Here is a 26474-nt window from a genome sequence, read left to right on the forward strand (position 1 = left end):
TGCAGGAAACTGAGTTTCCTGCTGGGGTGCTCGAGGGGCAAAGCCCCTCGATCTTCTTTTCTCTCGATTATCGTCTTCCAGCAGCCCGCCAGCGCCCGTTCCGTTCGAACGGATGAGGCTCCTAGCCCTTAGCCGCCTTCAGCGCCGCCCATTCCGCCGCCGTGTAGCGCGGCACATCCACGCGGTCATTGGTGCGGGTATACCAGCCCCGGCCATGCATGCGCCCCACGAGGTCCAGCGCCGGCGTGTCGATATAATTCTTCTCGGCGTCCAGCACCGCCTCATCCTTCACATGCAGCGCCAGCACCTTGCCCATGACGATGGTGTGGTGGCCGACGGGGACCATCTGAAAAGTCTCACATTCAAACGCCACCGGGCTTTCGGCGATGCGCGGCGGCTTGACCCTGGTGCTGGCCAGCTTGTGCAGCCCTGCTTCGTTGAGTTCGTCCACGCCCGGCGCGAAATCGATCGCGGTCAAATTCATCTGCTCCAGCGCCGAGCCGGGGACGAGGCAGACAACGAATTGGCCGGTCGCCTTGATATTGCCCAGCGTGTCCTTCGCACCACCCTCGGGGCGGGGGCCGCAGCCAATGGCCACCACCGCCGGATCATCGGAGAAGGCATTGAAGAAGGAATAGGGCGCGGCATTGACCACGCCCGCGCCATCCTGCGTCACCACCCAGGCAATGGGGCGGGGCACGATGGTGGAGACGAGCAGCTTATAGCGCTCCCGGGCAGGCAGGGCTTCGAAGTCGAACAGCATGGGATGGGTCCTTGGTCTTTGCTCTGCCGGCAATTGCCCGGCCATGGCCGGCCTGTCGAGGGGCCGCGCGCCGGGCAGCGCGGTTCATCATCGATTAGTCAGTGATTGCCTATAAATCCCCGCCCCTGGATGGAGATATGGCGATGCGGGTGTTCCGGAACCTCTCGGTCGGCAAGAAGCTGGCGGTCAGTTCGCTTTTCGCGGTGCTCATGCTGCTCGCCCTTGTGGTGATGGTGCGCCTGGAGGCAGAGGTGGCGCATGAAACTCTCGCCCTGCAGGAGGCAGCAGCCCAGGCCCAGGTCGCCGCCACCGAGGCATCGCTGCAACTAGCCCGTGCCAATCTCGGCCAGCGCGGGGCGCTGCTGGCGCAGGATTCTGCCACTATCGAGGCCGAGCAGGCCGCCATGCAGGCCGCCATGCGTGAAGCCCGGCGCGCGGCGGGTGAGGCGCTCAACCTCGCCCGGCCCGCCGAGGCGCGCGCGGGCCTGCAGGCCCTGCTGCAGGATATTGACGCGCTGGGCGCCAGCTTTGGCGAAACCGTCGCCCGCCGGGCCGAGCTGATCCAGGCCCGTGACGAACAGCTGATGCCGCGCATGTTTGATGCCGACCAGGCGCTGGAGAGCCTCGCCTCGCATATCAGCTTCGCGCTGTCGGGGGAGGCGTTGGAAAATGCGCGCGAAATCCTGGGCAATTTTGCCAATGCGCTGAATGAGGTGCGGCTGGGCGCCAACCGCTATCTGGCCACAGCCGATGCCGCCGCAGCCAACCGCGTTCGTCGCGCCGCAGGCCAGCAAAGGGTGCATCTGCGCCGGTTGGAAGCCTCGGTACCGGCCTCAACATTGGCGGTGGTCAGGCGCAGCGGCGAGATTGCCGAGGAAATCGCCCATCAGGCGGATGCGGTGATCGCCATGGGCATGGCGATAGAGGCCGCGCGGATCGGGCAGATCATTCCGATTAGTGATCGTGCCCAGGCCAATGTCGGGCAGGTGGTGGCCATCCTGCGCAGCGATGCCCAGGGCGCTGCCCAGCGCACGGCCTGGGCGATGATCGCCATTTCCAACCAGGTGCTGGTCGCCGGCGCCGCGGTGGGGGGCATGTTGGTTCTCTTTGGCGCATTCACCGCGCAGCTCGTGGGCGCGCCATTGCGGCGCATGGCCGCGCAGGTGAGCGAGATCGCCGCGGGGCGAACCTCCGCCCCGGTGCCCGATCAGGCCCGCGGCGATGAAATCGGCCGCATCGCCGTCGCGCTGGAAGCCCTGCGCGGCGCGGCCGAAAAAGCCTTCGCCCGCGGCCAGATGCTCGAGCAAATGGGCCATGGCGTGATGGTGGCCGACCCGCAGAATGGCTTTGCCATCACCTATATGAACCCCGAAGGCCAGGCGCTGATGCGCCGGGTGGAAGCAGCATTGCCGGTGCGCGCCGATGCGCTGCCCGGCCTGGGGGTGGAGACCATCAGCCGCGACATTGCGGCGCTGAAGCCTATGATGGCCGACCCTGCCCGCCTGCCCCATGAAAGCCGCCTGCGCATTGGCGCCGAGAGCTTTGAACTCAAGCTCAGCGCTATTCGCGACACCGGCGGCCACTATGTCGCCACCATGCTGATCTGGCGGCTCATCACCCATCAGGCCCGGCTGGCCGATGCGTTTCAGGCCGAAATTGGCAGCGTGGTGCAGGCCGTCGTGCAATCGGCCGAGCATATGCGCCATGTGGTGGAAATGGTGGGCCATGCCGCCGATACCGGCGGGCGTGAGGCGGATGCGGTGGCCGAAGTCTCAGCCCGCGCCGGCCATGAGGTGCAAAACGTCGCCGCCAGCGCCGAGGAGTTGGCGATGAGCGTGGCCGAGATCACCCGCCAGGTGAGCGATGGCGCCCAGGTGGCGCGCGCCGCCGCGCAGGAGGCGCGCGCCACCGATGCAACGGTGCAGGGCCTGGTGCAGGCGGCTGCCAAAATCGGCGATGTGGTGCGCCTGATCAGCGATATCGCCGGGCAGACCAACCTCCTCGCCCTGAATGCGACCATCGAGGCAGCGCGGGCGGGTGAGGCCGGCAAGGGCTTTGCCGTCGTCGCCAGCGAGGTGAAGAACCTCGCCAGCCAGACCGCCGGCGCCACCGAGGAAATCGCCGCCCAAATCAACGCCATCCGCAGCACGACCGAGGATGCGGTGACGGCGCTGCGCAATATTGGCACCACGATCGAGCGGATGAATGAGGTGACAACCGCCATCGCCGGCGCGGTGGAAGAACAAGGGGCGGCCACGCGTGAGATCGCCCGCAGCGCCGCGCAGATGGCGGAGGGCACAGGGGCCGTGGTGCGCAGGATAGGCGATGTTCAGCGCGCATCGGGCGCCACCGGCACGGCGGCGCAGGGCATGCGGCAAACCTCGGTGGAATTGACCCAGCAGGCGAATAATCTGCGCGGCAAGGCTGACCAATTCCTGGCCAGCATCCGCGCATGAAGCCCCGGCCGCGTTCAGACACAATTTGGGGCGGAAGAAGGGCCCCTTGCAGCCTCAAGCCACCCGGTGCGGCGGCGGCAGATCAAAGCGCAGAACGCAATCAAGGTTCTGCAAGGCCCGCTCGCCCATCGCATCGCGGGTCTCGATGGTGGCACTGCCCAGATGCGGCAGCAGCGCCACATTCTCCAGCCCCAGATAACCCGCGAAAACCTTGGGCTCGCCATCATACACATCAAGCCCGGCGGCGCGGATATGGCCAGAGGTGAGGGCGGCCACCAGCGCCGCATCATCCACGCTGCCTCCACGGCCGGTATTGATGACGATGCTGCCCGGCTTCATCTGCGCCAGCCGCGCCGCATCGAGCCATTTGCGGGTGCCATCACCACCCGGAACATGCATGGAGAGCATGTCGATGGCGCGCAGGAAACCTTCATCGGTCTCGTGGAAGATGGCACCCTGCTCCACCTCGGCCGGCAGCTTGCGCAGGTCACGATAATGAATCTGCATGCCAAAGCCGCGCGCCATGGCGGCCAGCTTCTGGCCAATGCGGCCAAAGCCCAGAATGCCGAGCTTTTTGCCCTCCAGCGTCACGCCCATCAATTGGGTCGGCGCCCAGCCCTCCCACTGATTGGCCCGCACCATGCGCTCACCCTCGCCAGCGCGGCGCGCGGCCATGAGCAGCAGGGTAAAGGCACATTCGGCGGTGGCAAAGCTCAGCACCTCAGGCGTATTGGTCACGATGATGTTGTTCGCCTTTGCGGCGGCCACATCCACATGATCATAGCCCACCGAGAAGGTGGTGACGATTTTCACACTATCGGGCAGCGCGGCAAAAACCGCCGCATTCATCGGGTCCCCCGCCGCGATCAGCACGCCATCGGCGCGCGCCTCGCTGGCGCGGCGGGCAATCTCCATCCCATCGCGGAACCATGGCTCGTCATGCGGGTTGAGCCGCGCGTCGTAATCACGCGCAGCACGCGCCTCGATCTCCGCTGGCAGTTTGCGGGTGACGAGCAGGATGGGCTTGGACATGGATATTTCCCCAGGCGAAAGACAGCCAGGGGGTTTAGCGCATTTCAATCAACACGCCATCCGCACCCAATTGCAGGGCAAGGCCAGTGCGGCGCGGCCGCAAGCGAATGCGCACACCATTGGCGTTCTGCAGCCAGACAAACCCAGTCATCTGCGCACCCGGCACCACCATGCCACCGCGCGCCTGTGCATAGGTGCCGGGAAAGAGGCTGACATCGCGCATATCGAACACATCGCCGACGGCGGTGACCCGCGCCACGCCAAGCCCGCCCACGCCTGCGGAGCGCACCCGGAAGGCCAGCCGCCGGCCGCGATAGATCAGCACGCCGCTGCCCCAACCCACCTGGCCGATATAGCCAACCTGCCAATTGGTCATCTCCACCCGGGCATCAGGCCGGGCATTGGCCGCAACCTCGGCAGGGGCGGCGGGCGCCGCAGGTTCAGCGGGGGCTGCGGTCACCGGCTGCGGCGTTTCACTGGCGCAGGCCGCCAGCAAAAGCGCGGGGCTGGCCAAAAGCAGGTTACGGCGGAGGGCGAGGGTCATGGCGGTATTCCGGTTGATTCGTGGAGCAAGCTAAACACTCCCCCCATCAGCGGCAACTTCCCAGGCTTCGCAGCGCCCCGGCTTGCCAGCCCAGTGCGGGTGCTGGATTGTCGCCCCCAGGACATATTTCGGGGAGTTTGAGCATGGATTTGGGTTTGCAGGGCAAGCGCGCGCTGGTGATGGGTGCATCCAAGGGCCTGGGCCGCAGCGTGGCGGATGCGCTGGCGCGCGAGGGCTGCCACCTCGTGGTCAGCGGCCGCAGCCAGGCCAGCCTGGATGTGGCGGCGGCCGCACTTCGCGCCCTGGGCGCCGCCTCGGCCATCGGCATCCCCGCCGATGTCGCCAGCAATGCGGATATGGACAGCCTGGCCGATGGCGCCGTGGCGGCGATGGGTGGGGTGGATATCCTCATCCTCAACCATGGCGGCCCGCCGCCCGGCACCGCCCTGGAACTGGACGAGGCACTCCTCCTGCCCTGGTTCCAGCGCATCGTCGCCGCCCCCATCCACATCACCAAGAAACTCCTGCCGGGGATGCGGACGCAGAAATTCGGTCGGATCATCAATATCGGCAGCACCGGCATGCAGCAGCCCATCCCCAATCTGGTGCTGAGCAACACGCTGCGCGCCTCGGTGATGGGCTATCTCAAGACGCTGAGCGCCGAGGTGGCCGGCGATGGCGTGACGGTGAACATCGTCGCCCCCGGCGCCATCCGCACCGATCGCAGCCTGGAGACCGCCCAGGGCATGGCCACCAAAACCGGCAAGAGCATCGATGAGGTGATCGCCGAACGCAGCAAGACCATCCCCGCCCAGCGCTATGGCGAACCAGATGAATATGGCCCGCTCGTCGCCTTCCTCTGCGGCCAGCCCGCCGCCTATATCACCGGCGAGATCATGCGCGCCGATGGCGGCATGGTGCGGGGTTTCTGAACCATGAATGCGCGCATTGCCGCCGATATCGGCGGAACCTTCACCGATGTGGTCCTCGAGCAGGAGGGCCAGCGCTGGACCGCCAAGGTCCTCACCACCCCCGCCGCCCCTGAAGAGGGCGTGCTGGAGGGGGTGCGCGCCGTGCTCGCCCGCGCCGGACTCACTGCCGCCGATGTATCGCTGATGATCCACGGCACCACCCTCGCCACCAACGCCATCATCGAGCGCAAGGGTGCCCCCACCGGTTTCATCACCACCGAGGGTTTTCGCGACGTCCTCGCTTTGGGCAATGAGAGCCGTTACGACCAATACGACCTGAATATCGACCTGCCGCAGCCGCTTGTCCGCCGCCGCCACCGCGTGCCGGTGGCCGAGCGGCTGGACAATACCGGCAAAATCCTTCGCCCCCTCGATGAGGCGGCGGTGGCCAACGCCGTGCGCTTCCTGCGCGATGAGGGCATGCAGTCGCTGGCCATCGGCTTCATGCATGGCTTCGTGAACCCCGCGCATGAGCAGAAAGCGGCCGAGATCGCCCGGGCGATCTGGCCCGAGGTGCGGATTTCGCTGTCCTGCGAAGTCAGCCCCGAAATGCGCGAATGGGAGCGGTTTTCCACCACCGTCGCCAATGCCTATGTGCAGCCGCTCATGGCCGGCTACCTCGCCCGCCTGCGCGCCGGGCTGGATGCCATGGGCATGGCGGTGCCGGTCTTCATGATGCTCTCGGGCGGCGGCCTCACCTCGATCGAGACGGCGGCCAAATTCCCCATCCGCCTGGTCGAGAGCGGGCCTGCGGGCGGCGCGATTTTCTCCGCCTTCGTGGCCCGGCAAAAGGGTCTGTCGAAGGTGCTCTCCTTCGACATGGGCGGCACCACGGCCAAGGTTTGCCTGATCGACAATTTCGCCCCCCAGGCCAGCCGCAGCTTCGAGGTGGCGCGCATCGGCCGCTTCCAGAAAGGCTCGGGCCTGCCGCTGCGCATCCCCGTCATCGAGATGGTGGAGATCGGCGCCGGTGGCGGCTCGCTCGCCCATGTCGATGGGTTGGGCCGCATCCAGGTCGGGCCGGAAAGTGCCGGCGCCGTGCCCGGCCCCGCCTGCTATGGCCGCGGTGGCGAGAAGCCCGCGGTGACAGACGCCAATCTCCTGCTCGGGCGTTATGACCCTGCAACCTTCGCCGGTGGCGCGCTCACCCTCCACCCGGCCCAGGCCGGGGCTGCGATGCTCTCCGCCGTGGGTAAGCCGCTGGGGTTGGAAGCCGGAATGGCCGCCCTCGGCGTGGTCGAGATGGTGGATGAGAACATGGCCAATGCGGCGCGTGTGCATGCCATTGAATCGGCCAAGACCTATGAGGGCCGCACCGTGGTGGCCTTTGGCGGCGGCGGGCCAGTGCATGGCTACCGCGTGGCGGAAAAAATCGGCGTGAGCCGGATGCTGGTGCCGAGCGGCGCCGGCGTGGGCAGCGCCATTGGCTTCCTGCGCGCCCCCGTGGCCTACGAAGTGGTGCGCAGCCTCTACCAGCGTTTCGGCAGTTTCGACGTGGCGGGCGTGAATGCCCTGCTGGCCGATATGAGTGCCGAGGCCGCGCGGGTGGTTTCCGCCGGCAGCTTTTCCGCACCGACCACAGAAACCCGCACGGCCTATATGCGCTATGTCGGCCAGGGCCATGAGATTGCAGTGGCCATGCCGAAGGGCGACCTGACGCCGGGCGATGTGGCGAAAATCCGCGCCGATTACGATGCCGAATATGCCCGCTTCTATGACCGCCCGGTGCCCGGCAGCGATGTCGAGGTGATGAGTTTCGCCGTCGTCGTCAGCACCCTGATCGATGCGGTGGAACCGGTGGCCGAACCCGAACCCGCCCCCGCCCCTGCCCCCATCCGCCACCAATCGGTGCTGGACACGGCCATCGGCACCGCGGCTGACTGGGCGGTCTATGACCGCAGCGCCATGCCACCGGGCTGCCGGGTCATGGGGCCCTGCATCATATCCGAGGACGAGACCAGCACCCTTGTGGGCCCGGGCTGGGCCTGCGCGGTGGATGGGCTGGGCTATCTGGAACTCACCCGTGGAGACGCCGCATGAACGCGCTCGAAAAAATCCAACGCCAAATCCAATGGAACCGCCTCATCGCGGTGGTCGAGGAACAGGCGCAGGTGATGATCCGCACCGCCTTCTCCACCACGGTGCGTGAGGCGGGCGATCTCTCCGCCGGCGTCTTCGACCTGCAGGGCCGAATGCTCGCCCAGGCCGTCACCGGCACCCCCGGCCACGTCAACTCCATGATGGAATCGGTGGGCCACTTCCTGGCCAAATTCCCCGCCGCAACCATGCGCGAGGGTGACCACTACATCACCAACGACCCCTGGCTCGGCACCGGCCATCTGCACGACCTCACCGTCGTCTCCCCCGCCTTCCATCGCGGAAAAATCGTCGGCCTCTTCGCCAATACCGCCCATATCATCGATATCGGCGGCCTGGGCATGGGCCCCGAGGGCCGCTCGGTTTTTGAGGAAGGCCTCTACATCCCCATCGTGAAATGCTTCGAGGCGGGAAAGCCAAACGAGACCTTCTTCGACTTCATCCGCGTGGGCAGCCGCACCCCGGTCGAACTTGAGGGCGACATCTACTCCCTCTGTGCCTGCAACGATGCCGGCGCCAAGCGCCTGGCCGAAATGCTGGACGAATACGCCCTAGAAGGGCTCGACAGCCTCGCCGCCTATATCTTCGACGCCTCGCTCACCGCCACCCAGGCCGCCATCAACGCCCTGCCGCGCGGCACCTTCCACAATAGCATCAACTCCGATGGCTATGAGGCGCCGGTCACGCTGAGGGCAGCACTCACGGTGGCGCAGGACGAGATCGTGGTCGATTACGCCGGCACCTCCGGCCTGTCGAACCGCGGCATCAACGTCCCGCCGGCCTATTGCCGGGCCTATTCCTGCTTTGGCATCAAGGTGGTGGTGGCACCCGACATCCCCAACAACTGGGCCAGCCTCGCCCCCTTCCGCATGGTCATCCCCGAGGGCTGCATCCTCAACGCCCCCCGCCCCTACCCCGTCAGCGTCCGCCATGTCGTCGGCCAATTGATCCCCGACCTGATGATGGGCTGCCTGGGCCAGGCCGTGCCGGGGCGCGTCGTCGCCGAAGGCTCCTCCGCCCTGTGGAACCCGCCACTGCGCGGTGGCAGCCAAGTCTCCGGCCAGGATGCCGAGGTCGATGATTTCGAGATCATCACCTTCAATTCCGGCGGCACCGGCGCCCGGCCAACCAAGGACGGGCTGGACGGCACCGCCTTCCCCTCCGGCGTGCGCACGATGAGCGTGGAGGCCACCGAAAACGTCGCCCCCGTCATCTTCTGGCGCAAGGAGCTGCGCCCCGATTCGGCCGGCCCCGGCAAAACCCGCGGCGGCTTTGGCCAGATCATGGAGATCGGCGCCAAGTCCAACGCCGAATTCGCGGTAAACGCCATCTTCGACCGGGTGGCCAATGCCCCCCGCGGCCGTTTCGGCGGCGGCGATGGCGCCTCGGGCCGGGTGTCGCTGGATGATGCCAATGGCACCACGCTGCGCACCAAGGGATTTCAGGTGATCCCCAAGGGCCGGCATCTGGTGCTGCACCTGCCCGGTGGCGGTGGCATGGGCGATGCGGCAGCGCGTGACCCGGCGCTGGTGCAGCGCGACATCGAGGATGGGCTGATCACCCCGGGTGCGGCGGAGTAAATCCCCGCCCCCCCCGGCGCGCGGGCTTTCACCGCCAGCCAGTTCCCACAACAACAGGTCATGCCTTAGCATCCAGGCATGACAACCCAAAAACGCCCCGCCTTCGGCCAATCCATGGTGGTGACCAACCACCCCGCCGCCTCGGCCGCCGCCGCCACCATGCTGGCCGAGGGCGGCACCGCGGTCGATGCCGCCGTCGCCGGCCTGCTGGCCCTCGCAGTCTGTGAACCGATGATGGTCGGCCTCTTCGGCGGGGGGGTGTTCCATCTCCGGCAGGCCGATGGCAGCCACACCATCCTCGATGGCCTCTCCACCGCCCCAGCCGCCGCCCATGCCACCATGTTCACCCCGGCCAAACCGGATGATCCGCTGGTGATCGAGGCGGTGGACCGGGTGAATATGGTAGGCCCCCTCTCCGTCGCCGTGCCTGGCAATCTGCTGGCCTGGAGCGCGGCCCTGGCACGTGGCGGGCGGTTTTCGCTGGCCGATGTGCTGCAACCGGCCATTCGCCTCGCCCGACGTGGCTTCACCGTCTCGCCCTATCTCGCCGATTGCGCCGCTGAGGCCGGCGCGGATATGGCCCGCGATGCCGCCATTTCCGCGCTCTTCCTGCCCGGCGGCAGCCCCATCGCGCCCGGCAGTACGCTGCGCAACCCCGCCTTGGCCGAAACCCTGGAGGCGATAGCCGCCGGCGGCCCAGAGGCGCTGCATGGCGGTGCCATCGGCGCCTCGGCAGCGCGGGAAATCGCCGCCCGCGGCGGCATCCTCACCCTGGCCGACCTCGCCGCACAGCGCATGGTTGAGCGCGCGCCGATTCGCGGCCTCTATCGCGGCTTCGAGGTGCTGGCCCCGCCTCCTCCCTCGGCCGCGGGCGTGCATGTCGCGCAAATGCTCAACCTGCTGGAAGGCTGCGACATCGCAGGCCTGGGCTTCGGCAACCCCGCCCGCCTGCATCTGGTGGCCGAGGCACTGAAAATGGCCTTCGCCGACCGTGCCGCCGCCACCGCCGACCCAGCCTTCGTCAGCGTGCCGGTGGAGCGGTTGATCTCCAAAGACTACGCCGCCCAGCGCCGGGCAGAACTCGACCCCGCCCGCGCCCGCCACTGGGGCCCGGGCGTGGCACCGGGCGAGGCCCATACCACCCACCTCACCGTGGCCGATTCGGAGGGGCGCATCGTCGCCGCCACCCACACCATCAACTCGCTCTTCGGCGCCCGCTTCCTGCTACCCGAGACCGGCCTGATCCCGAACAACTACATGGCGCTGTTCAACCCCAGGCCAGGGCTGGCCAATTCCATCGCGCCAGGCAAACGCGTCACCACCTCCATGTCGCCGATGATGATCCTCAAGGATGGCCGCCCCTGGGCGGCACTCGGCCTGCCCGGCGGCTTGCGCATCTTCGCCAGCACCTTCCAGGCGGTGCTGAATTTGGTCGATCACGGCATGTCCCTCGCCGAGGCGGTGGAAGCGCCGCGCATCTGGACCCAGGGCGGCAATCTGGAGGTCGAGGCCGGCTTTGATGACGCCACGCGCGCTGCCCTCGCTGCCATGGGCCACCCGGTGCAGAAAGTGGCCACGGTGGCGGGCGGCATGTGCGCCATCCGCTTCCACGAGGATGGCATGATGGAGGGCGCCGCCTGCTGGCGGGCGGATGGCACGCCCATCGGCATCGCCGGCGGCAAGGCCCGGGCCGGGGTGCGCTTCTTCCCTGACGCACCTTGAAGCTGCTGCTCTGGCATTGGGGGCGGCGCGGCGCCGGGCCGCAAATGCTGATATCGCTCGCCCGCGCCCTGGCGCCGATGGCCGAACTCCGCCTCAGCATCTCAGCACAATCCGACCTGCTGGCCGAAACCCAGGCGCTGGGCCTGCCCATGGATGCTGTGCCCACCTATGGCTCAGCACTGGGCTTCGTCACCGGCCTCGCCCGCATACCAGCACTGCGCCGGCACCTGGTGGCGCAGGCCCAGGGCTGCGATGCGGTGATCAGCGTGATGACCCATCTGTGGACGCCGCTGCTCGCCCCCGCCCTGGCCGCCGCAGGCATCCGCTATATCCCCATCATCCATGATGCCAACCCCCATCCGGGCGACCCCGGGGCCTTGTGGGGCTGGCGCTTCCGGCGGGAATTATCCGCAGCCCAACTGGCCGTGGTGCTCTCCGAATCGGTGGAAGGCGCGGTGCAGGCCGCCCGCCCCGGCCTGCCCACGGCGCGGATGACCTTGGGCGCGCATCTCGACCTGCCGCCGCCCCCCGCCACCCCCGCCCCCCCGCGCCCGGCAGGCGCACCGTTGCGGCTGCTGATGTTCGGCCGGCTGCGCGCCTATAAGGGCCTCGACCTACTGCGCGACGCGCTGCGCCTGCTGCCGCCCAATGCCATCAGCCTGCGCGTGGTGGGCGATGGCCCGGCCGAGGCACTGGCCCCCGGCCTCGCCGCCATGCCTGGGGTCAGCATCGAAAACCGCTGGGTGGCCGAGGCCGATATCCCCGGCCTGATCGCCCAAGCCGATGCGCTGGTGCTGCCCTATCGCGAGGCCAGCCAATCGGGCGTCATCCCCATTGCCCATGCCATGGGCGTGCCGGTGGTGGCGATGCCAGCGGGCGGCCTCAGCGAGCAGGTGAGCCATGGCCAGGACGGGCTTCTGGCCGAAGCCATCACGGCCGAGGCGCTGGCGGCGGCGCTGCGCATGCTGCTGGCCCCGCAGGCTCTGGCGCTTCTCGCCGCGGGGGCGAAGGCGCGCGGCGCGGCCATGGCGGATTGGCATGAGCAGGCCTCACTGCTGCGGCGTCTGGCTGCATCGCCGCAGCCGCCAAAAGCGCCAGACCCATGATTTCATTATATATGAAAACACCAGCTCAAGGCTCGACCCAGGCGGCCTGCAGGAGTAAGCCGGGCAGCCGCCGCGAGGGGCTTGGATGAGGAATCGCCTGATGATCACACTCGACACCTGGCTCGAAGAGGCCCAGACCCTGCTCGCCGACACCCGCGCCCTGCAACTCGATGCGCGCATGAACGCAGCCATTGCCGCCACCGTCACCGCCCTCACCGCCGGGCGGCCGCTTTTGGTTTGCGGCAATGGCGGCTCGGCCGCGGATGCGATGCATATCGTGGGCGAGATGGTCGGCCGATTCCTCAAGGAACGCAGGGCACTCAAGGCCATCTGCCTCTCCGACAACCCCGCCGTGCTCACCGCCTGGGCCAATGATTATAGCTACGCCACCATCTTCTCCCGCCAGGTCGAGGCCTATGGCGAGGCCGGCGGCGTGCTGCTCGGCCTCTCCACCTCCGGCAATTCGGAGAATGTGGTCCTCGCCCTGCAAGCCGCCCGCGCCATGGGCATGATCACCATCGGGATGACCGGCCAGGGCGGCGGCAAGATGGCCACCCTGTGCGACCATCTGCTGGCCGTGCCCTCGCGCTTCACCCCGGCCATCCAGCAAATCCACCTCAATTTCTACCATTGCTACTGTGCTGCGGTGGAAGAGGCGATGTTCCATGCCTGAGGTGCTGCGCCAGGCCGCCATTCTGGTCGGCGGCCGCGGCACCAGGCTCGGCTCGCTCACCGACAGCATCCCCAAACCCATGGTGGAAGTGGCCTCCCGCCCCTTCCTGGATTGGCTGATCGAGGAGGTGGCGCGCCATGGCATACCCCGCATCACGCTGCTCGCCGGCTATCTCGGCCAGAGCATTGTCGCGCGTTATGACGGCAAAACCATCCACGGCGCGCAGATCGAGGTGCTGGTCGAACCCGAGCCGCTGGGCACCGCCGGCGGCTTGCGCCTCTTCGCCGACCGGCTGGAAGAGCGTTTCCTGCTGCTCAATGGCGATACCCGCTTTGATGTGAACCTGCTCGATCTCGCCCTGCACGCCGCCGATGCCCTGGCCACCCTGGCGCTGCGGCGCGAGGCACCGGGGGAGCGCTATGGCACCGTGGCAATCGACCCCCAAGGCCGCATCAGCGGTTTTGCCGCCCGCGCGCCTGACCGGACAGGGCCGATCAATGGCGGCATCTACCTGATGCGGCGTGATATTGTGGCCCATATCGGCCCCGGTGCCGTCTCGATGGAAGCCGATATCTTCCCCCGCCTCGCCGCCTGCGGCCAATTGCGCGGCGCGCTTTATGATGGCGCCTTCATCGATATCGGCATCCCCGAGGATCTCGCGGCGGCGCAAAGCATCATCCCCGCCATGGCCCACCGCCCGGCCGTGTTTTTCGACCGTGACGGCGTGCTGATCGAGGATACCGGCTGGCCGCATAAGCCTGAGGAAATCCGCTGGATGCCCGGCGCCGCAACCGCGATCAAGCGGCTGAACGATGCCGGCTATTTCGTCTTCGTCGTCACCAACCAGGCCGGGGTGGGCAAGGGCTTCTTCCCCGAATCCCAGGTGGCGGTGATGCATGGCGCGATGGCGGAGCATTTCGCCCAAGCCGGGGCGCATATCGACGCCTGGGAATATTGCCCAAACCACCCCGAGGCCGCCTTGGCGCAATACCGGCTGGATTGCCCGCGCCGCAAACCGGCACCGGGCATGATCAATGATCTCCTGGCCGCCTGGCCGGTGCGCCGCGCGGGCAGTTTCCTGGTCGGCGACAAGGCGAGCGACATCGCCGCTGCCCAGGCCGCAGGCCTGCCCGGGCATCTCTTCGCGGGCGGCGACCTCGCCGCCTTCATCGCCAAGTTGCTACCGCCACCATAAGGCCGGGCGCGGATCAGCCCAAAAGGCTATAGGCCATGCGCGCACTGGTCAGCGCCAGAAACACGGCAAAAACCCGCTTGAGCAGCAGCGGCGAAATGCTATGCGCCAGCGCCACCCCCCAAGGCGTTGCGACAATAGATGCCGGGGCAATCAGTACAAAGCCAATCAGGCTCACCCAGCCCAGCGAATAGGGCGGGCGCCCCTCCACCCCAAGCCCCGCCAGCACCAGGCCGATGGTGGCCGGCACCGCAATGATCAGCCCAAAGGCCGAGGAGGTGGAGACCGCACCACGAATATTCGCCCCGAACATCGACAGCACCGGCACGCCCAGCGTGCCCCCGCCAATGCCCATCACCGCCGAGAAACCGCCAATGCCCGCGCCAATACCAATTCGCGCCAAGCCGGGGGGCATGCTCTGCCGCAGCCGCCATTCCAGCCCGGCAAAACCCATATTGATCGCCACCAGCAGGGCGACCGCGGCAAAAATACCGCTCAGAACCGGCCCCTTGAGGACCACCGCCAGCACGGTGCCGGCCAAGGCGCCCACGAACATCGCCGGCGCCAGTGAGCGCAACAGCGCCATATCCATCGTGCCCTTGGCGAAATGCTTGCGCGCCGAGATGATCGAAGTGGGGATGATGGTCGCCAGAGAAGTTGCCACGGCAATCTTCATCTGGACCGCTTCCGGCACGCCAAAAATGGGCAGGATATTGAACAGCACCGGCACAATGACGATGCCGCCCCCCACCCCCAAAAGCCCGGCCAGCACCCCCGAAAATAGCCCCGTGGCGGCCATGCCAGCGGCCAGGGCGAATAGGGAGAGGAGCGAAGTAGGGTGTTCCATTATGTCAGAATCGCTTACACTTACTTCGCACCTGCACAAGGCCAGGCCACTGAATATCATCAATGATCCCATATTCTATGCCATCGCCATTCCTGCCGTTCTGGTCTCGGCCATCGGCAAGGGCGGCTTTGCCGGCGCCACCTCCAACATCATGGTGCCGGTCATGGCACTCATGGTGCCGGTGCCGCAGGCGGCGGGCATTGCCCTTATTCTGCTCTGCGCCATGGACATCTCGGGCGTGCGCGCCTGGTGGGGCAAATGGGATGCGCGGGAGATGCGCCTGCTGCTGCCGGCCAGCATGGTGGGGGTGGCGCTGGGGGCGGCGCTGTTTGGCGTGCTCGGCCCGCGCACGGTGCAAGGGGTGCTCGGCGTCATCACCCTGGCCTTCCTGGCCTGGCGCTTCCTCGTGGGGCTGCTGGCGGCAGCACCCGCCGCGCCCTTCAATGCCCTCAAGGGCGCCATCTGCGCCATCGCCTCCGGCGCCACCTCCACCCTCGCCCATGCCGGCGGCCCGCCGATGCAAATCTATCTGCTGCCGCGCAAACTCCCGCGCGAGGTCTTCACCGCCACCAATGTCGTGCTCTTTGGCCTCATCAACTACGCCAAGCTGGTACCCTATGGCGCCATGGGCCTGCTGGACCTGACCAATCTCGGCACCGCACTCGTGCTGCTGCCACTCTGCCCCTTGGGGGTTTATCTGGGCATTTGGCTGCAAAGCCGGATGCCAGAGGCGCTGTTCTATCGCATCATCACCGTGGCGCTCTTCCTGCTGGGCGTGAAGCTGACATGGGATGGGTTCTTCGCATGAATACGGACAAGATGCTGGGCGTGCTGGGCGGCATGGGGCCTTTGGCCAGCGCCGAATTCATGCGCAGCCTCACCCTGCAAACCCCCGCCCTGCGTGACCAGGACCATCTGCCCGCCATCCTGGTCAGCGATGTCCGGGTACCCGACCGCACGGCCGCCCGCCTGGGCACCGGGCCAGACCCACTGCCCGCCCTGCTGCGCGGCATCCGCATTCTGGAGGGGGCGGGCTGCGGTGCCATCGCCATCCCCTGCAACACCGCGCATGGCTGGTTCGATGCCATGCAGGCGGCCACTGCTCTGCCCATCCTGCATATCGTCGATGCCGCCGCGGCCGATTTACGGGCGCGAGGCATCGCCTCCGGGTGCATCGGCCTGATGGGCACCGCGGGCACGCTGGCCATGCGGCTTTATCAAGAGCGCCTCACCAACTACGAGGTCATAACCCCCGATGCGGCCGAAATGGCCCGCCTGGTCACCCCCGCCATCGAGCAGGTGAAGGCCAATGACCTGATCGGCGCCTATGCGCCCCTCGCCGAAATGGCCACCCGCCTGCATGCCCAGGGTGCCCAGGCCGTGGTGCTGGGCTGCACCGAAATCCCACTCGGCATCGCCGCCGGCCCCGCCCTGCCCTTCCCGGTGGTGGATACGGTGGCGGCGCTGGCCCGCGCCGCCCTGGCATGGTGGCACGAGGCGTGACAGGCTCGGTCGATGATCGCCGATGAAGCCGCCCTCGAAGACCTCCTCTCCCGCCCCGATGACGCGCTGCGCGAGGACCTCGCCGCCGCCCCGGGCGATATTCTGGTGCTCGGTGCGGCCGGCAAAATGGGCCCCACCCTCTGCCGCGCCGCAAAACGGGCCGACCCTGCGCGCCGGGTGATCGCGGTCGCCCGCTGGAGCGAGCCAGGCCTGCGGCAGCGCATGCAATCCTGGGGCATCGAGACGCTGAGCGCCGATCTGATGGATCGCCCCGCCCTCGCCGCCCTGCCCGATGCGCCCAACCTCATTTTCCTCGCCGCCCGCAAATTCGGCAGCACCGGCGCTGAGGACACCACCTGGGCGATGAACACCCTCCTCCCCGCCATGGTGGCCGAGCGCTTTCCCGCCGCCCGCACGGTGTTTCTCTCCTCCGGCAATGTGCTGCCCCTGGTGCCGGTGATCTCAGGCGGCGCCGATGAGACCACGCCCCCCGCCCCGGTCGGCGAATACGCCGCCAGCGTGCTGGGCCGGGAGCGGATGTTCCAGCATGCCGGCCGGGCGCGCGACACCCCCAGCTTCGGCATCCGCCTGAACTATGCCATCGACCTGCGCTATGGCGTGCTGGCCGATATCGCGGGCAAGGTCTTTGCTGGCACGCCTCTGCCACTGGCCATGGGCCATGCCAATGTGATCTGGCAGGGCGATGCCAATGCCTGGACGCTGCGGGCACTCCGCCACGCAACGCCCGAATCCCCCATCCTCAACGTCACCGGCCCCGAAACCATCTCCCTGCGTTGGCTGGCCGAGCAATTCGCCGAGCGCCTCGGTCGGCCCGCCAGTTTCACCGGTGAGGAGGCGCCCCAAGCGCTGCTCTCCAATGCCGCGCGGGCCTTCGCGCTCTTCGGCTATCCCCGAACGCCCTTGCTGACCATGGTGGATTGGGTGGCCGATTGGGTGGCGCGCGGCGGCCGCTCGCTCGGCCGCGCCACCAAATTCGAAGTGCGGGACGGACGATTCTGATGGGCCTCTCCTGGCAAGACTGGCCTACGGGCATGGTGGAGCGGCTGCGGACGGGCCTTTGCATTCCCGCCCATCCGCTGGCGCTGCGGGCGGATCGCAGCCTGGACGCAAAGCGGCAACGCGCATTGTCACGCTACTACCTCGCCGCCGGCGCGGGCGGCCTGGCGGTGGGAGTCCACACCACCCAATTCGCCATTCGCGAGGTGGGGATGCACGCCCCCGTGCTGGAAATCGCCGCCGCCGCCGCCACGCCCAACACCCTGCTGGTGGCAGGCGCCGTGGGCCGCACCGAGCAGGCGCAGCGTGAGGCGCGACTCGCACGATCCTGCGGCTACCACGCCGTGCTGCTCTCACTCGCCGCCTGGAAGGGCGCCTCCGAAGACGAGATGATCGCCCATTGCCAGGCGGTGGCGGCAGAAATGCCGCTTTTTGGCTTCTACCTGCAGCCCGCGGTCGGCGGCGTGGTGCTTTCCGCTGGGTTCTGGAAGCGCTTTGCCAGCATCGACAATGTGGTGGCGATCAAGATCGCGCCGTTCAACCGCTACGCCACGCTCGATGTGCTGCGCGGCGTGCTCGAGGCCGGCGCGGCTGACCGCATCGCCCTCTACACCGGCAATGACGACCATATCGTGGCTGATCTCCTCACCCCCTTCACCCTCGCCCATGGCGGCGAAAGGGTGACGCTGCGCATCACCGGCGGGTTGCTCGGCCATTGGAGTGTCTGGACCGAAGGTGCTGCGCGGCTGCTGGCCCGCTGCCAGGCCACCGGCGCCGCCATACCAGCCGAGACCCTGGCGCTGGACGCCGTCATCACCGAGATGAACGCCGCGATCTTTGACGTGGCACATCATTTCCACGGCGTGATCGCCGGCTGCCACGAGGTGCTGCGCCGCCAGGGCCTGCTGGAGGGCATTTGGTGCCTCGATGAACGCGAGGGCCTCAGCCCCGGCCAGGGCGAATTGATCGCCGCCATGGCAGCGCGCTATCCGGAATGGACCGATGACGCTTTTGTCCGCGCGCATCTGCATGAATGGCTGTCGGATTAACCTCACAGCGAAGATAGCGCGCCAACCCGCACGACGCTGAACGACGAACAGCGAGGAAAGTGAAGATCGAGGGGCTTTGCCCCTCGAGCACCCCAGCAGGAAACTTAGTTTCCTGCACCTTCGTTAGATTATTGATTTTCGCCTATAATTCGTGGAGGCGAAATTGTGCTAGAGGGCAAAGGCCGTTCGCTCTACTACTCCGCAATCAGCCTTCTTCAGAACTCTGTTAAAACGCCACCCTATCCCCGCCCTTGAGCGCCAGCATCTGCCGCGCCTCGGCCGGGGTGGCGATCTGATGCCCAACATCCTCCAAAATGCGCCGGATCTTCGCCACCTGCTGCGCATTGGACGTCGCCTGCTGCCCCGGCCCAATCCACAGGCTATCCTCCAGCCCCACCCGCACATTGCCGCCCATAATGCCGGCCATGGTGCAGAACCCCATCTGGTGCCGCCCCGCCGCCAGCACGGACCAGACATATTGGTCACCGAACAACCGGTCCGCCGTCTCGCGCATGAACATCAGGTTGCGGTGTTCCGCCGCCAGCCCGCCCAGAATGCCAAAAATGGTCTGGATGAAGAGCGGCCCCTCCACCACGCCGCGGTCGCGCATATAGGCAAGGTTATAGAGGTGCCCAACATCATAGCATTCGAACTCAAAGCGCGTGCCATGGCCCTTGCCCAGCCGCTCCACCACCTGCTCGATATCCTGGAAAGTATTGCGGAAAATGTAGTTGGTGGTGTTTTCCAGATAGGGCTTCTCCCAGGCATATTTCCAGGATTTCACCCGCGCCGCGCTGGGTGCGATGTTGAAATTCATACTGCCCATATTGAGGCTGCACATCTCGGGGCTGGCCAGCAGCGGCGCGGCCAGTCGTTCATCCAGCGTCATGCCCAAGCCGCCACCGGTGGTGATATTCACCACCGCATCGGTGCTCTGCTTGATGCGCGGCAGGAACTGCATGAACACCGCCGGGTCCGGCGTGGGCCGGCCGTCATTCGGGTCGCGCGCATGCAGATGGATAATGGCGGCCCCTGCCTCGGCGGCGGCAATGCTTTCGGCGGCGATCTGCTCGGGCGTGATCGGCAGATGCTCGCTCATGCTGGGGGTATGGATGGCACCGGTAACGGCGCAGCTGATGATGATCTTGGCCATGAAATATCTCCCTAATGCGCAGCATGCGGCCCCTGGCGCGCCAGGGCAAGAATACACATTTTATTTCGTGAATTGGGTATTTTACAAAACAATCCAGTGAGCGGATAACGCCATGATCGCCACCTCGCACGCCCTGCCACGCGCCCTTCAGATGCCGCCGCGGCGCGGTGACAGGCTCCCGGGCAGACCATGGCCGGGCCAGCCATCCGACACCACCGAGGAGGACCCCTGGATGCAACATGAAGACCTCGCCCCCGCCTGGGCCCTCAGTGGCCTGACCCTCGCGGCCATGGCCGCCCTCTTCGCCCTCGCCATGCTGGGCTGAGCCTCAATCAAGGTCGAAAGCATCCAGCGGCGGCGGCGTGGCCCTTGAATAGCCCTGGGCGCAATAGCCGCCCCCCTGATGGCGCTCATTGGCCGGGGCATCGCTGACAATCTGCCCAACCTTGTCGCGGAACACCTCCGCATTGTCCTGCGGCGCCCAGCCGATGCGGCCGCGATGATCCTGCTCCCAATAGCTCTGCGGATTGGCCGAACAGCCCCAGATCACCGCATGCCCCAGAACCGGCGCCGTGATGGTGGCCTGCACCAGCCGCAGCAAATCCCCCTGCGACAGCCAGGTGGAGAGCATTCGCCGGTCAATCGGCTCTACAAAGCACGATCCAATTCTGTAATTTATATTCTCAACCCCGTGCTTATCCCAATACATCCGCCCCATCAGCTCGCCATAGGCCTTGGACAGGCCATAAAAACTGTCAGGCCGAAACTGACAATCGGCATCAAGCGCGTCGTCCCCCGCCTCGGGCCGGGTGTGAAAGCCAATGCTGTGGTTGGAACTGGCAAACGCCACCCGCGCCCCCTCCCGCCGCGCCGCCTCATAAATATGAAACAGCCCACGCAGATTGGGGCCGAAAATCTCCTCAAAGGGCTGGTTGGTCGAAACCCCGCCGAAATGCAGGATATGCGACACACCCTCCGCCAGCCGCGCGATGGTCACCCCATCCTCCAAATCGGCCCGCTCAAAAGCCGCCCCCTCCGGCATCGCATCCGGAAAGGGCGCAATATCCGTCAGCCGCAGCCGATACCCCAGCCCCGCCAGCCCGCGCGCCAGCATGCGCCCCAGCCCGCCCGAGGCGCCGGTCAGAAGAATGGGTTTGTCGTCGCTCACCTGGGTTCCTGCCTTCACTGCCAAAGGCTAGCGTGGCGGCGACCATCAGAGGATGTCAAACCATGCTGACCATCGAAGAGGCGGCCCAGGCGCTCGCCGCCGGCACCACCACCGCCCGCGCCCTGCTGGAAGAGAGCTTCGCCGCCGTGGCGCGCCAGCCCGCGGCCTTCATGGTGCTGCATCACGAAGCCGCCCGTGCCACGGCCGATGCGCAGGATATGCTGCGCCGCGCCGGCCGCGCCCCCAGCCGCTGCGCCGGCATCCCCGTGGCGGTAAAAGACCTTTTCGACGAGGCCGGCCAGGTCACCCGCGCCGGCTCCCGCGCCCTGAACGGCGCCGCCCCCGCCGCGCAGGACGCCCCGGTGGTCGCCCGCCTTCAAGCCGCCGGTATGGTGGTAATGGGGCGCACCAATATGGTGGAATTCGCCTTTTCCGGCCTGGGCGTGAACCCGCATTACGGCACCCCCACCACGCCCTATGACCGCGCGACGGGCCGCCTGCCTGGCGGCTCCTCCTCAGGTGCCGCCGTGGCCGCCGCCGATGGCATGGGCTTTGGCGGCCTCGGCTCAGATACGGGCGGCTCCTGCCGCATCCCAGCCGCGCTCTGCGGCGTGGTCGGCTACAAGCCCACCGCCAGCCGGGTGCCGCTGCAAGGCGCCTTCCCGCTCTCCTCCTCACTCGATTCCATTGGCCCCATCGCCCGCAGCGTCGCCTGCTGCCAGATCATCGATGGCATCATCGCCGACCACCCCGCTCAGCACGCTGCCCTGCCGCTGGCCGGCCTCCGCCTCGCGGTGCTGCGCAATTACATGGAGGAGGGCATGGAGGATGCGGTGGCCAATGCCTATGCCGCGACCCTCGCCCGCCTCTCCGCCCTGGGCGCGAGGCTGACCGATATCCGCATCCCCGAAATCGAAACCCTACCCGCCGTCAACGGCACCGGCGGCTTCGCCGCCTCCGAGGCCTGGGCCTGGCATCACGACATCATCGACCGCGCCGGCCAGGATTACGACCCGCGCATCCTCAAGCGCATCCGCCGCGGCGAGGCCATGACGGCAGAAAACTACCTGGCGCTGCTGGCCGCGCGCAAAAACCTCATCGCCGCCGTGGCGCCGCAAACCGCGCCCTTTGACGCGGTGCTGGCCCCCACCTGCCCCCTCACGCCGCCTTCCATCGCCGAGGTCGAGGATGAGCGCGAATACAACCGCATCAACATGGCGCTGCTGCGCAACACCGCCGTGTTCAATTTCCTGGACCGCTGCTCAATCTCCATCCCCTGCCACCAGCCGGGCACCGCACCGGTGGGGCTGATGATCACCGGTGAGAATGGCGGCGATGGCAAGCTCTTTGCCGTGGCCCGGGCGGTCGAGGCCGCGCTCGCCTAGAGCATCATCCGCTCAAACGGAATCGTTTGAGCGGATAAAGATGCTCGACAAACAAAAGGTTAGAGCCTGTGCAGTGAGCCAAGGCGAACGGAACAGGCTCTAGTTCGACGCCGCCCGCCGCCCCGCGCCAAAATACCCCTGCACCGTCTCCCAGGCCATGCGTTGCAGGAAAGCGGCGGTCTCAGCACCCAGCCCCGCATCATAGCCATTGCCGACCGGCGAATGCCCGCTCAGCGTGGCATAGGTCGTGGCCGCCGCCAGATAGGTGCCCGCCAGGCTCGGATGGCGCAGATCGGCAACATAAAGATCCAGCCCCGGCCGCTCGGCCATGCTGCGGGCAAAGGCCAGCCCCGCCGGGATAACCAGCGCATCATTCGCATTGCCCGCCACCGTATAGGCCTCGGCCAGTTGCGCGGTCATCTCGGGCATATCCTTATAGGCCCAGGACATGAAAAACACCGGCCGCGCCCCATGCGCGCGCACGGTTTCGCTATGCCGCCGGGCATAATCATGGAAGACCGGCCCCAGCCGCGGATGGATCGGGCATTGGCTGCAATCCATCATGATCGCCAGGTCAAACAGCCGGGCATTGCTGTTGAAGACCACATTGTTGCGCGCATCAAATCTATAGCTGCCCACCGCATTGGGCCGGAAATAGCTGGCCACATCATGCCATTCCCAACCCGCGCCGCTGATGGTGATGGAGGTGGTGCGCATCGCCGCCATCCCCGCCGCGCGCTGCATCAGGCTGACATGCCCATGCATGCTGTTGTTATAGTAGAAAAAACTATTGCCGACATAAATCGCCGATCTCGCCGCCTCTGGCCCCAGATCGCGAATGGCCGGCTGGGTTTGCGCCTGCGCCGTGCCAATAAGCAGGGCGGCCAAAACTGTGAGACGGGCCAACATGGTGCTATCCTCCGGGGGTTGCCCGCAGGTTAGCTCAATCCTCGCGCTTGACCACCGGGGCGAGGTCACGCGCCACTTCAGGCCGCGCAAACACCTCATTCATCTTCATGGCATATTCCAGCGCCGTATCAGCCTGGAAGTGGATATCCGGCGCCACCCGCAGCTTCACCGCCTTGGCCACTTCCGCGCGGAAATAGGCCCCTGCCCGCTTCAGCGCGGCAAATTGCTCCGGCGGCACATCCCGCCCCAAGCCACTGACAAAGGCCGTCATATGCTTGAGGTCAGGCGATGCCCGCACCTCGGTGACGGTAATACGCACTCCCACCAGCACCGGGTCACGGAACTCACCACGCAGAAAGACGGAGGAGAGGGCATGGCGCACCTCCTCCGCCACCCGCAGCTGGCGCTGGCTGGGGCCCGCAGCTTGGGTCTTCATGCTGCGGCTACAGTCTCAACCTCGTAGCACTCGATCTGGTCGTCCACGCGGATATCGTCGTAATTCAGGAAGCCCATGCCGCATTCATAGCCATTGGCCACTTCCTTCACATCATCCTTGAAGCGACGCAGCGTGCTGAGTTCGCCCTGATGGATGACCACACCCTCGCGCAGCAGACGCACACCACAGCCGCGCTTGACCACGCCCTCGGTGATGCGGCAACCCGCGACCTTGCCGAGTCGCTTGACCTCGAAGACCTGCAGGATCTGCGCGTAACCAATGAACTTCTCGCGCTGCACCGGGGCCAGCTTGCCCTTGAACAGCTTCTCAATGTCATCGGAGACTTCGTAGATGATCGAGTAGTAGCGAATATCCACACCATCGCGCTGCGCCATCTCCCGCGCCTGGCTGGTGGCACGAACATTGAACGCCACCACGATGGCATTGCTGGCCTTGGCCAATTGCACATCGCTCTCGGTGATCTGGCCCACGGCGGAATGCAGCACCCGCACCCGCACCTCTTCATTGCCGAGCTTGCCAAGCGTCACGCCAATCGCCTCGGCCGAGCCCTGCACATCGGCCTTGACCACCACGGCCACTTCCTTCTGTTCGCCCTGCGCGATGCGGGCGAGCATATCGGTCAATGTACCGCGGGTGGCGGAGAGGCTGGCGGCCTGCTTCTCGCGCAGCTTGCGCTGGCGGAATTCCGTCACTTCCCGCGCGCGGGCCTCGTTCTCAACAACGACGAAATTCTCGACCGCCCCCGGCACGCCAGAGAGGCCCAACAGTTCCACCGGGCTGGAAGGCCCGGCTTCCTTGACCTGCTGGCCCTTGTCATTGACCACGGCGCGCACCCGGCCCCATTCGGCGCCGGCCACCACGATATCGCCCTGGCGCAGCGTACCCTTCTGCACCAGCACGGTGGCCAAAGGCCCCCGGCCGCGATCGAGCTTGGATTCGATCACCGTGCCCTCGGCCGCCCGCTTCGGGTTGGCCTTCAGGTCCAGCACCTCGGCCTGCAGGCTGATCGCCTCGGCCAGCTTGTCGAGGTTGAGGCGCTTGGTGGCGCTCACCTGCACTTCCTGGGTGTCGCCACCCAGAGATTCCACCACGATCTCATGCATCAGCAATTCCTGCCGCACACGGTCGAGGTTCACGCCATCCTTATCGATCTTATTGACCGCCACGATGATCGGCACATCGGCCGCCTTGGCGTGGCGAATGGCCTCGATCGTCTGCGGCATCACGCCATCATCGGCGGCGACCACCAGCACGACCATATCGGTCACGCCAGCGCCACGGGCACGCATGGCGGTAAACGCCTCGTGGCCGGGGGTATCGAGGAAGGTGATGCGCTCACCGCCAGGCATCTGCACCTGATAGGCGCCGATATGCTGGGTGATGCCACCGGCCTCGCGCGCCGCCACATCGGTCTTGCGCAGGGCGTCGAGCAGGCTGGTCTTGCCATGGTCAACATGGCCCATAATGGTCACCACCGGCGCGCGGGCCACCATGTCGGTGTCCACATCAGTGTCGCCCTCAAGGCCCACTTCCACGTCGGACTCGGCCACGCGCTTCACCCGATGGCCGAATTCCTCGACCACAAGCTGCGCGGTATCGGCATCAATGGTCTGGGTCAGCGTCGCCATCACGCCCATGCGGAACAGCGCCTTCACCACCTCGCCGCCACGCGCGGCCATGCGGTTGGCCAGCTCCTGCACGGTGATGGCCTCAGGGATGATCACGTCACGCGTGACTTTTTCCTGGCCGGAGCGCAGCCGCGCCAGTTCCTGCTGGCGGCGGTCACGCTCACGGGCGCGGCGCATCGAGGCGATGGAGCGGCTGCGCTCATCCTCGCCCTCAATGGCGGCGGCCACGTCAACCCGGCCGGTGTTGCGCCGGTCGGGCGCGAGCGGGGTTTTGCGGGCCGGGGCGGGGGCGGCGCGGCGCACCCCACCGGGGCCGCTGGGCGCACCACCACCGGGGCGGCGAGCGGCGCCACGGCGGTCATCATCGCCCTCATCACCGCGCGGGCGCAGCGAAAGCCGGGCAGCGGGCGTGGCGGGGGCGGCAGCCGGAGCGGCGGCCGGGGCCACGGCGCTGCGGCGCACAACCGGGGCCTCGGCACGGCCCGGGCGGGCGGTCGGAGCGGCGGCGGGGGCCGGCGGAGGCGGATTTCTCGCCAGTTCAGCGGCGCGACGCGCGCTCTCCTCGGCCTCGCGCACGGCTTCCTCGGCGCGGCGCTTCTCTTCCTCAGCCCGACGAACCGCTTCCTCGGCCGCGGAGCGAACCATCAGGGCCTGCTGCTCGCGGGCCTCGCGCTCACGCTGGGCCTCCATGCGGCGGTTTTCTTCCAGCACGCGCTGGCGGATCGCCTGTTCGGCCTGGGTCAGCGGGCGGCCGGAGGGTGCAGCACCCGAGCCAGGTGCCCGCGGCTGATTGCCAGCCGGCGGCGGACCGCCGCGGCTGGAGGATTGCGCCGAGCGCTGGCCCGCGGGTGCAGCCGCACGCGGCGGCGGGGCGGGCGGCGTGGGCCGGGGCGGTGCCATGGTCGCCGAGGCGGCAAGCGGGCGGATCGGCGGCGGCGGCGGGGCAATGGTAATGCCCGCACCCGAAGCCAGGGTAGCGAGCGATGGCGCGGGTGCTACGGCCGCAGCCGTGCTGGCTGGCGCCTGTGCGGGTGCCGTTGCCGGGGCCGGGGCCGGGGTCGTTGCCGTTGCCGTTGCCGTTGCCGGTGCGGGCGCCTGGACGGCTGCCTCTGCAATGGGGGCGGCAGCAGGCGCGGCCGGGGCAGGTGCCTCAACCGCTTTCACCTCAACCGGGGCCTGGACCGGCACCGGCGCCGGTGCTGAGGCCGGAGCCGGGGCCACA

General features: G+C 67.2%; 23 protein-coding genes. 14 read left to right on the forward strand and 9 right to left on the reverse strand.

The genetic code is table 11. The annotated features are described in order from the left end of the window. Positions 1 to 121 precede the first annotated feature (121 nt). Positions 122 to 763 (reverse strand): flavin reductase family protein, encoded by a 642-nt coding sequence (locus ABWP84_RS07505; RefSeq protein ID WP_353211394.1) that lies wholly within the window; start codon positions 761 to 763, stop codon positions 122 to 124. Between the two features lie 143 nt (positions 764 to 906). On the opposite strand from ABWP84_RS07505, the gene ABWP84_RS07510 reads away from it, so the two are divergent. Next, on the forward strand, positions 907 to 3219 hold the full coding sequence (locus ABWP84_RS07510; RefSeq protein ID WP_353211395.1) for a HAMP domain-containing methyl-accepting chemotaxis protein: 2313 nt from the start codon (positions 907 to 909) through the stop codon (positions 3217 to 3219). Positions 3220 to 3273: 54 nt separating this feature from the next. On the opposite strand, the gene ABWP84_RS07515 is transcribed toward ABWP84_RS07510, so the two are convergent. Together ABWP84_RS07515 and ABWP84_RS07520 are read right to left on the reverse strand one after the other, a co-directional pair. Then, positions 3274 to 4251 carry a D-glycerate dehydrogenase gene (locus ABWP84_RS07515; protein WP_353211396.1) on the reverse strand — a complete coding sequence of 326 codons (978 nt, stop codon included), beginning with the start codon at positions 4249 to 4251 and terminating at the stop codon, positions 3274 to 3276. Positions 4252 to 4285: 34 nt separating this feature from the next. Next, on the reverse strand, positions 4286 to 4795 hold the full coding sequence (locus ABWP84_RS07520) for a hypothetical protein (RefSeq protein WP_353211397.1): 510 nt from the start codon (positions 4793 to 4795) through the stop codon (positions 4286 to 4288). A gap of 143 nt (positions 4796 to 4938) precedes the next feature. Here ABWP84_RS07520 and ABWP84_RS07525 point away from each other — a divergent pair, with 143 nt between their 5' ends. The 7 genes from ABWP84_RS07525 to ABWP84_RS07555 all read left to right on the forward strand — a co-directional run bounded on the left by ABWP84_RS07525 (position 4939) and on the right by ABWP84_RS07555 (position 14139). Continuing rightward, positions 4939 to 5727 carry an SDR family oxidoreductase gene (locus tag ABWP84_RS07525; protein WP_353211398.1) on the forward strand — a complete coding sequence of 263 codons (789 nt, stop codon included), beginning with the start codon at positions 4939 to 4941 and terminating at the stop codon, positions 5725 to 5727. 3 nt (positions 5728 to 5730) lie between these two features. Further along, positions 5731 to 7806: a hydantoinase/oxoprolinase family protein gene (locus ABWP84_RS07530; RefSeq protein ID WP_353211399.1), complete on the forward strand. Its 2076-nt coding sequence runs from the start codon at positions 5731 to 5733 to the stop codon at positions 7804 to 7806. Further along, positions 7803 to 9443: a hydantoinase B/oxoprolinase family protein gene (locus ABWP84_RS07535; protein WP_353211400.1), complete on the forward strand. Its 1641-nt coding sequence runs from the start codon at positions 7803 to 7805 to the stop codon at positions 9441 to 9443. Before ABWP84_RS07530 ends, ABWP84_RS07535 begins: the two co-directional genes overlap by 4 nt. Before the next feature lie 78 nt (positions 9444 to 9521). Further along, on the forward strand, positions 9522 to 11165 hold the full coding sequence (gene ggt / locus ABWP84_RS07540) for a gamma-glutamyltransferase (protein WP_353211401.1): 1644 nt from the start codon (positions 9522 to 9524) through the stop codon (positions 11163 to 11165). Beyond that, on the forward strand, positions 11162 to 12271 hold the full coding sequence (locus tag ABWP84_RS07545; RefSeq protein ID WP_353211402.1) for a glycosyltransferase: 1110 nt from the start codon (positions 11162 to 11164) through the stop codon (positions 12269 to 12271). The genes ggt and ABWP84_RS07545 overlap by 4 nt, the downstream gene beginning before the upstream one ends. Positions 12272 to 12371: 100 nt before the next feature. Further along, positions 12372 to 12944, forward strand: a complete 573-nt coding sequence (locus ABWP84_RS07550; RefSeq protein ID WP_353211403.1) for an SIS domain-containing protein — start codon at positions 12372 to 12374, stop codon at positions 12942 to 12944. Then, entirely contained in the window at positions 12937 to 14139 is a 1203-nt protein-coding gene (locus ABWP84_RS07555) for an HAD-IIIA family hydrolase (RefSeq protein WP_353211404.1), read from the forward strand. The genes ABWP84_RS07550 and ABWP84_RS07555 overlap by 8 nt, the downstream gene beginning before the upstream one ends. Positions 14140 to 14152: 13 nt before the next feature. Here ABWP84_RS07555 and ABWP84_RS07560 read toward each other — a convergent pair whose 3' ends face one another. Next, entirely contained in the window at positions 14153 to 14983 is an 831-nt protein-coding gene (locus ABWP84_RS07560) for a sulfite exporter TauE/SafE family protein (protein ID WP_353211405.1), read from the reverse strand. Position 14984: 1 nt separating this feature from the next. On the opposite strand from ABWP84_RS07560, the gene ABWP84_RS07565 reads away from it, so the two are divergent. From ABWP84_RS07565 to ABWP84_RS07580, 4 genes are read left to right on the forward strand one after another with little or no spacing between them, the layout of a single operon-like run. Further along, positions 14985 to 15791 carry a sulfite exporter TauE/SafE family protein gene (locus ABWP84_RS07565; RefSeq protein WP_353211406.1) on the forward strand — a complete coding sequence of 269 codons (807 nt, stop codon included), beginning with the start codon at positions 14985 to 14987 and terminating at the stop codon, positions 15789 to 15791. After that, positions 15788 to 16486: an amino acid racemase gene (locus tag ABWP84_RS07570; protein ID WP_353211407.1), complete on the forward strand. Its 699-nt coding sequence runs from the start codon at positions 15788 to 15790 to the stop codon at positions 16484 to 16486. Before ABWP84_RS07565 ends, ABWP84_RS07570 begins: the two co-directional genes overlap by 4 nt. 12 nt (positions 16487 to 16498) lie before the next feature. Beyond that, entirely contained in the window at positions 16499 to 17506 is a 1008-nt protein-coding gene (locus ABWP84_RS07575) for an NAD-dependent epimerase/dehydratase family protein (RefSeq protein ID WP_353211408.1), read from the forward strand. Next, a complete protein-coding gene (locus ABWP84_RS07580; RefSeq protein ID WP_353211409.1) occupies positions 17506 to 18552 on the forward strand; it encodes a dihydrodipicolinate synthase family protein in 1047 nt (348 codons plus the stop codon). The genes ABWP84_RS07575 and ABWP84_RS07580 overlap by 1 nt, the downstream gene beginning before the upstream one ends. Before the next feature lie 226 nt (positions 18553 to 18778). Here the strand turns inward: ABWP84_RS07580 and ABWP84_RS07585 are convergent, their stop codons facing one another. Continuing rightward, positions 18779 to 19705: a 3-keto-5-aminohexanoate cleavage protein gene (locus ABWP84_RS07585; protein ID WP_353211410.1), complete on the reverse strand. Its 927-nt coding sequence runs from the start codon at positions 19703 to 19705 to the stop codon at positions 18779 to 18781. 112 nt (positions 19706 to 19817) lie between these two features. On the opposite strand from ABWP84_RS07585, the gene ABWP84_RS07590 reads away from it, so the two are divergent. Then, the gene (locus ABWP84_RS07590) at positions 19818 to 20030 is read left to right on the forward strand and encodes a hypothetical protein (protein ID WP_353211411.1); all 213 of its coding nucleotides are present in this window, start codon (positions 19818 to 19820) and stop codon (positions 20028 to 20030) included. Positions 20031 to 20033: 3 nt separating this feature from the next. Here the strand turns inward: ABWP84_RS07590 and ABWP84_RS07595 are convergent, their stop codons facing one another. Beyond that, positions 20034 to 20873 (reverse strand): NAD(P)-dependent oxidoreductase, encoded by an 840-nt coding sequence (locus tag ABWP84_RS07595; RefSeq protein ID WP_353211412.1) that lies wholly within the window; start codon positions 20871 to 20873, stop codon positions 20034 to 20036. A 62-nt stretch (positions 20874 to 20935) separates the two neighbouring features. Between ABWP84_RS07595 and ABWP84_RS07600 the strand changes: the two genes are divergently transcribed. After that, positions 20936 to 22258, forward strand: coding sequence for an amidase (locus ABWP84_RS07600; RefSeq protein WP_353211413.1), 1323 nt, complete (start codon positions 20936 to 20938; stop codon positions 22256 to 22258). Positions 22259 to 22357: 99 nt separating this feature from the next. On the opposite strand, the gene ABWP84_RS07605 is transcribed toward ABWP84_RS07600, so the two are convergent. Genes ABWP84_RS07605 through infB form a run of 3 tightly spaced genes read right to left on the reverse strand, consistent with a single transcriptional unit; the run spans position 22358 to position 26200 of the window. Further along, the gene (locus tag ABWP84_RS07605) at positions 22358 to 23167 is read right to left on the reverse strand and encodes a hypothetical protein (RefSeq protein WP_353211414.1); all 810 of its coding nucleotides are present in this window, start codon (positions 23165 to 23167) and stop codon (positions 22358 to 22360) included. 34 nt (positions 23168 to 23201) lie between these two features. Beyond that, positions 23202 to 23603 (reverse strand): 30S ribosome-binding factor RbfA, encoded by a 402-nt coding sequence (rbfA, locus tag ABWP84_RS07610; RefSeq protein ID WP_353211415.1) that lies wholly within the window; start codon positions 23601 to 23603, stop codon positions 23202 to 23204. Further along, the gene (infB, locus tag ABWP84_RS07615; protein WP_408904252.1) at positions 23600 to 26200 is read right to left on the reverse strand and encodes a translation initiation factor IF-2; all 2601 of its coding nucleotides are present in this window, start codon (positions 26198 to 26200) and stop codon (positions 23600 to 23602) included. Before infB ends, rbfA begins: the two co-directional genes overlap by 4 nt. Between the last annotated feature and the right edge of the window lie 274 nt (positions 26201 to 26474).

The sequence above is a fragment of the Rhodovarius sp. genome (assembly GCF_040399605.1).
Lineage (GTDB): Bacteria > Pseudomonadota > Alphaproteobacteria > Acetobacterales > Acetobacteraceae > Rhodovarius > Rhodovarius crocodyli_A.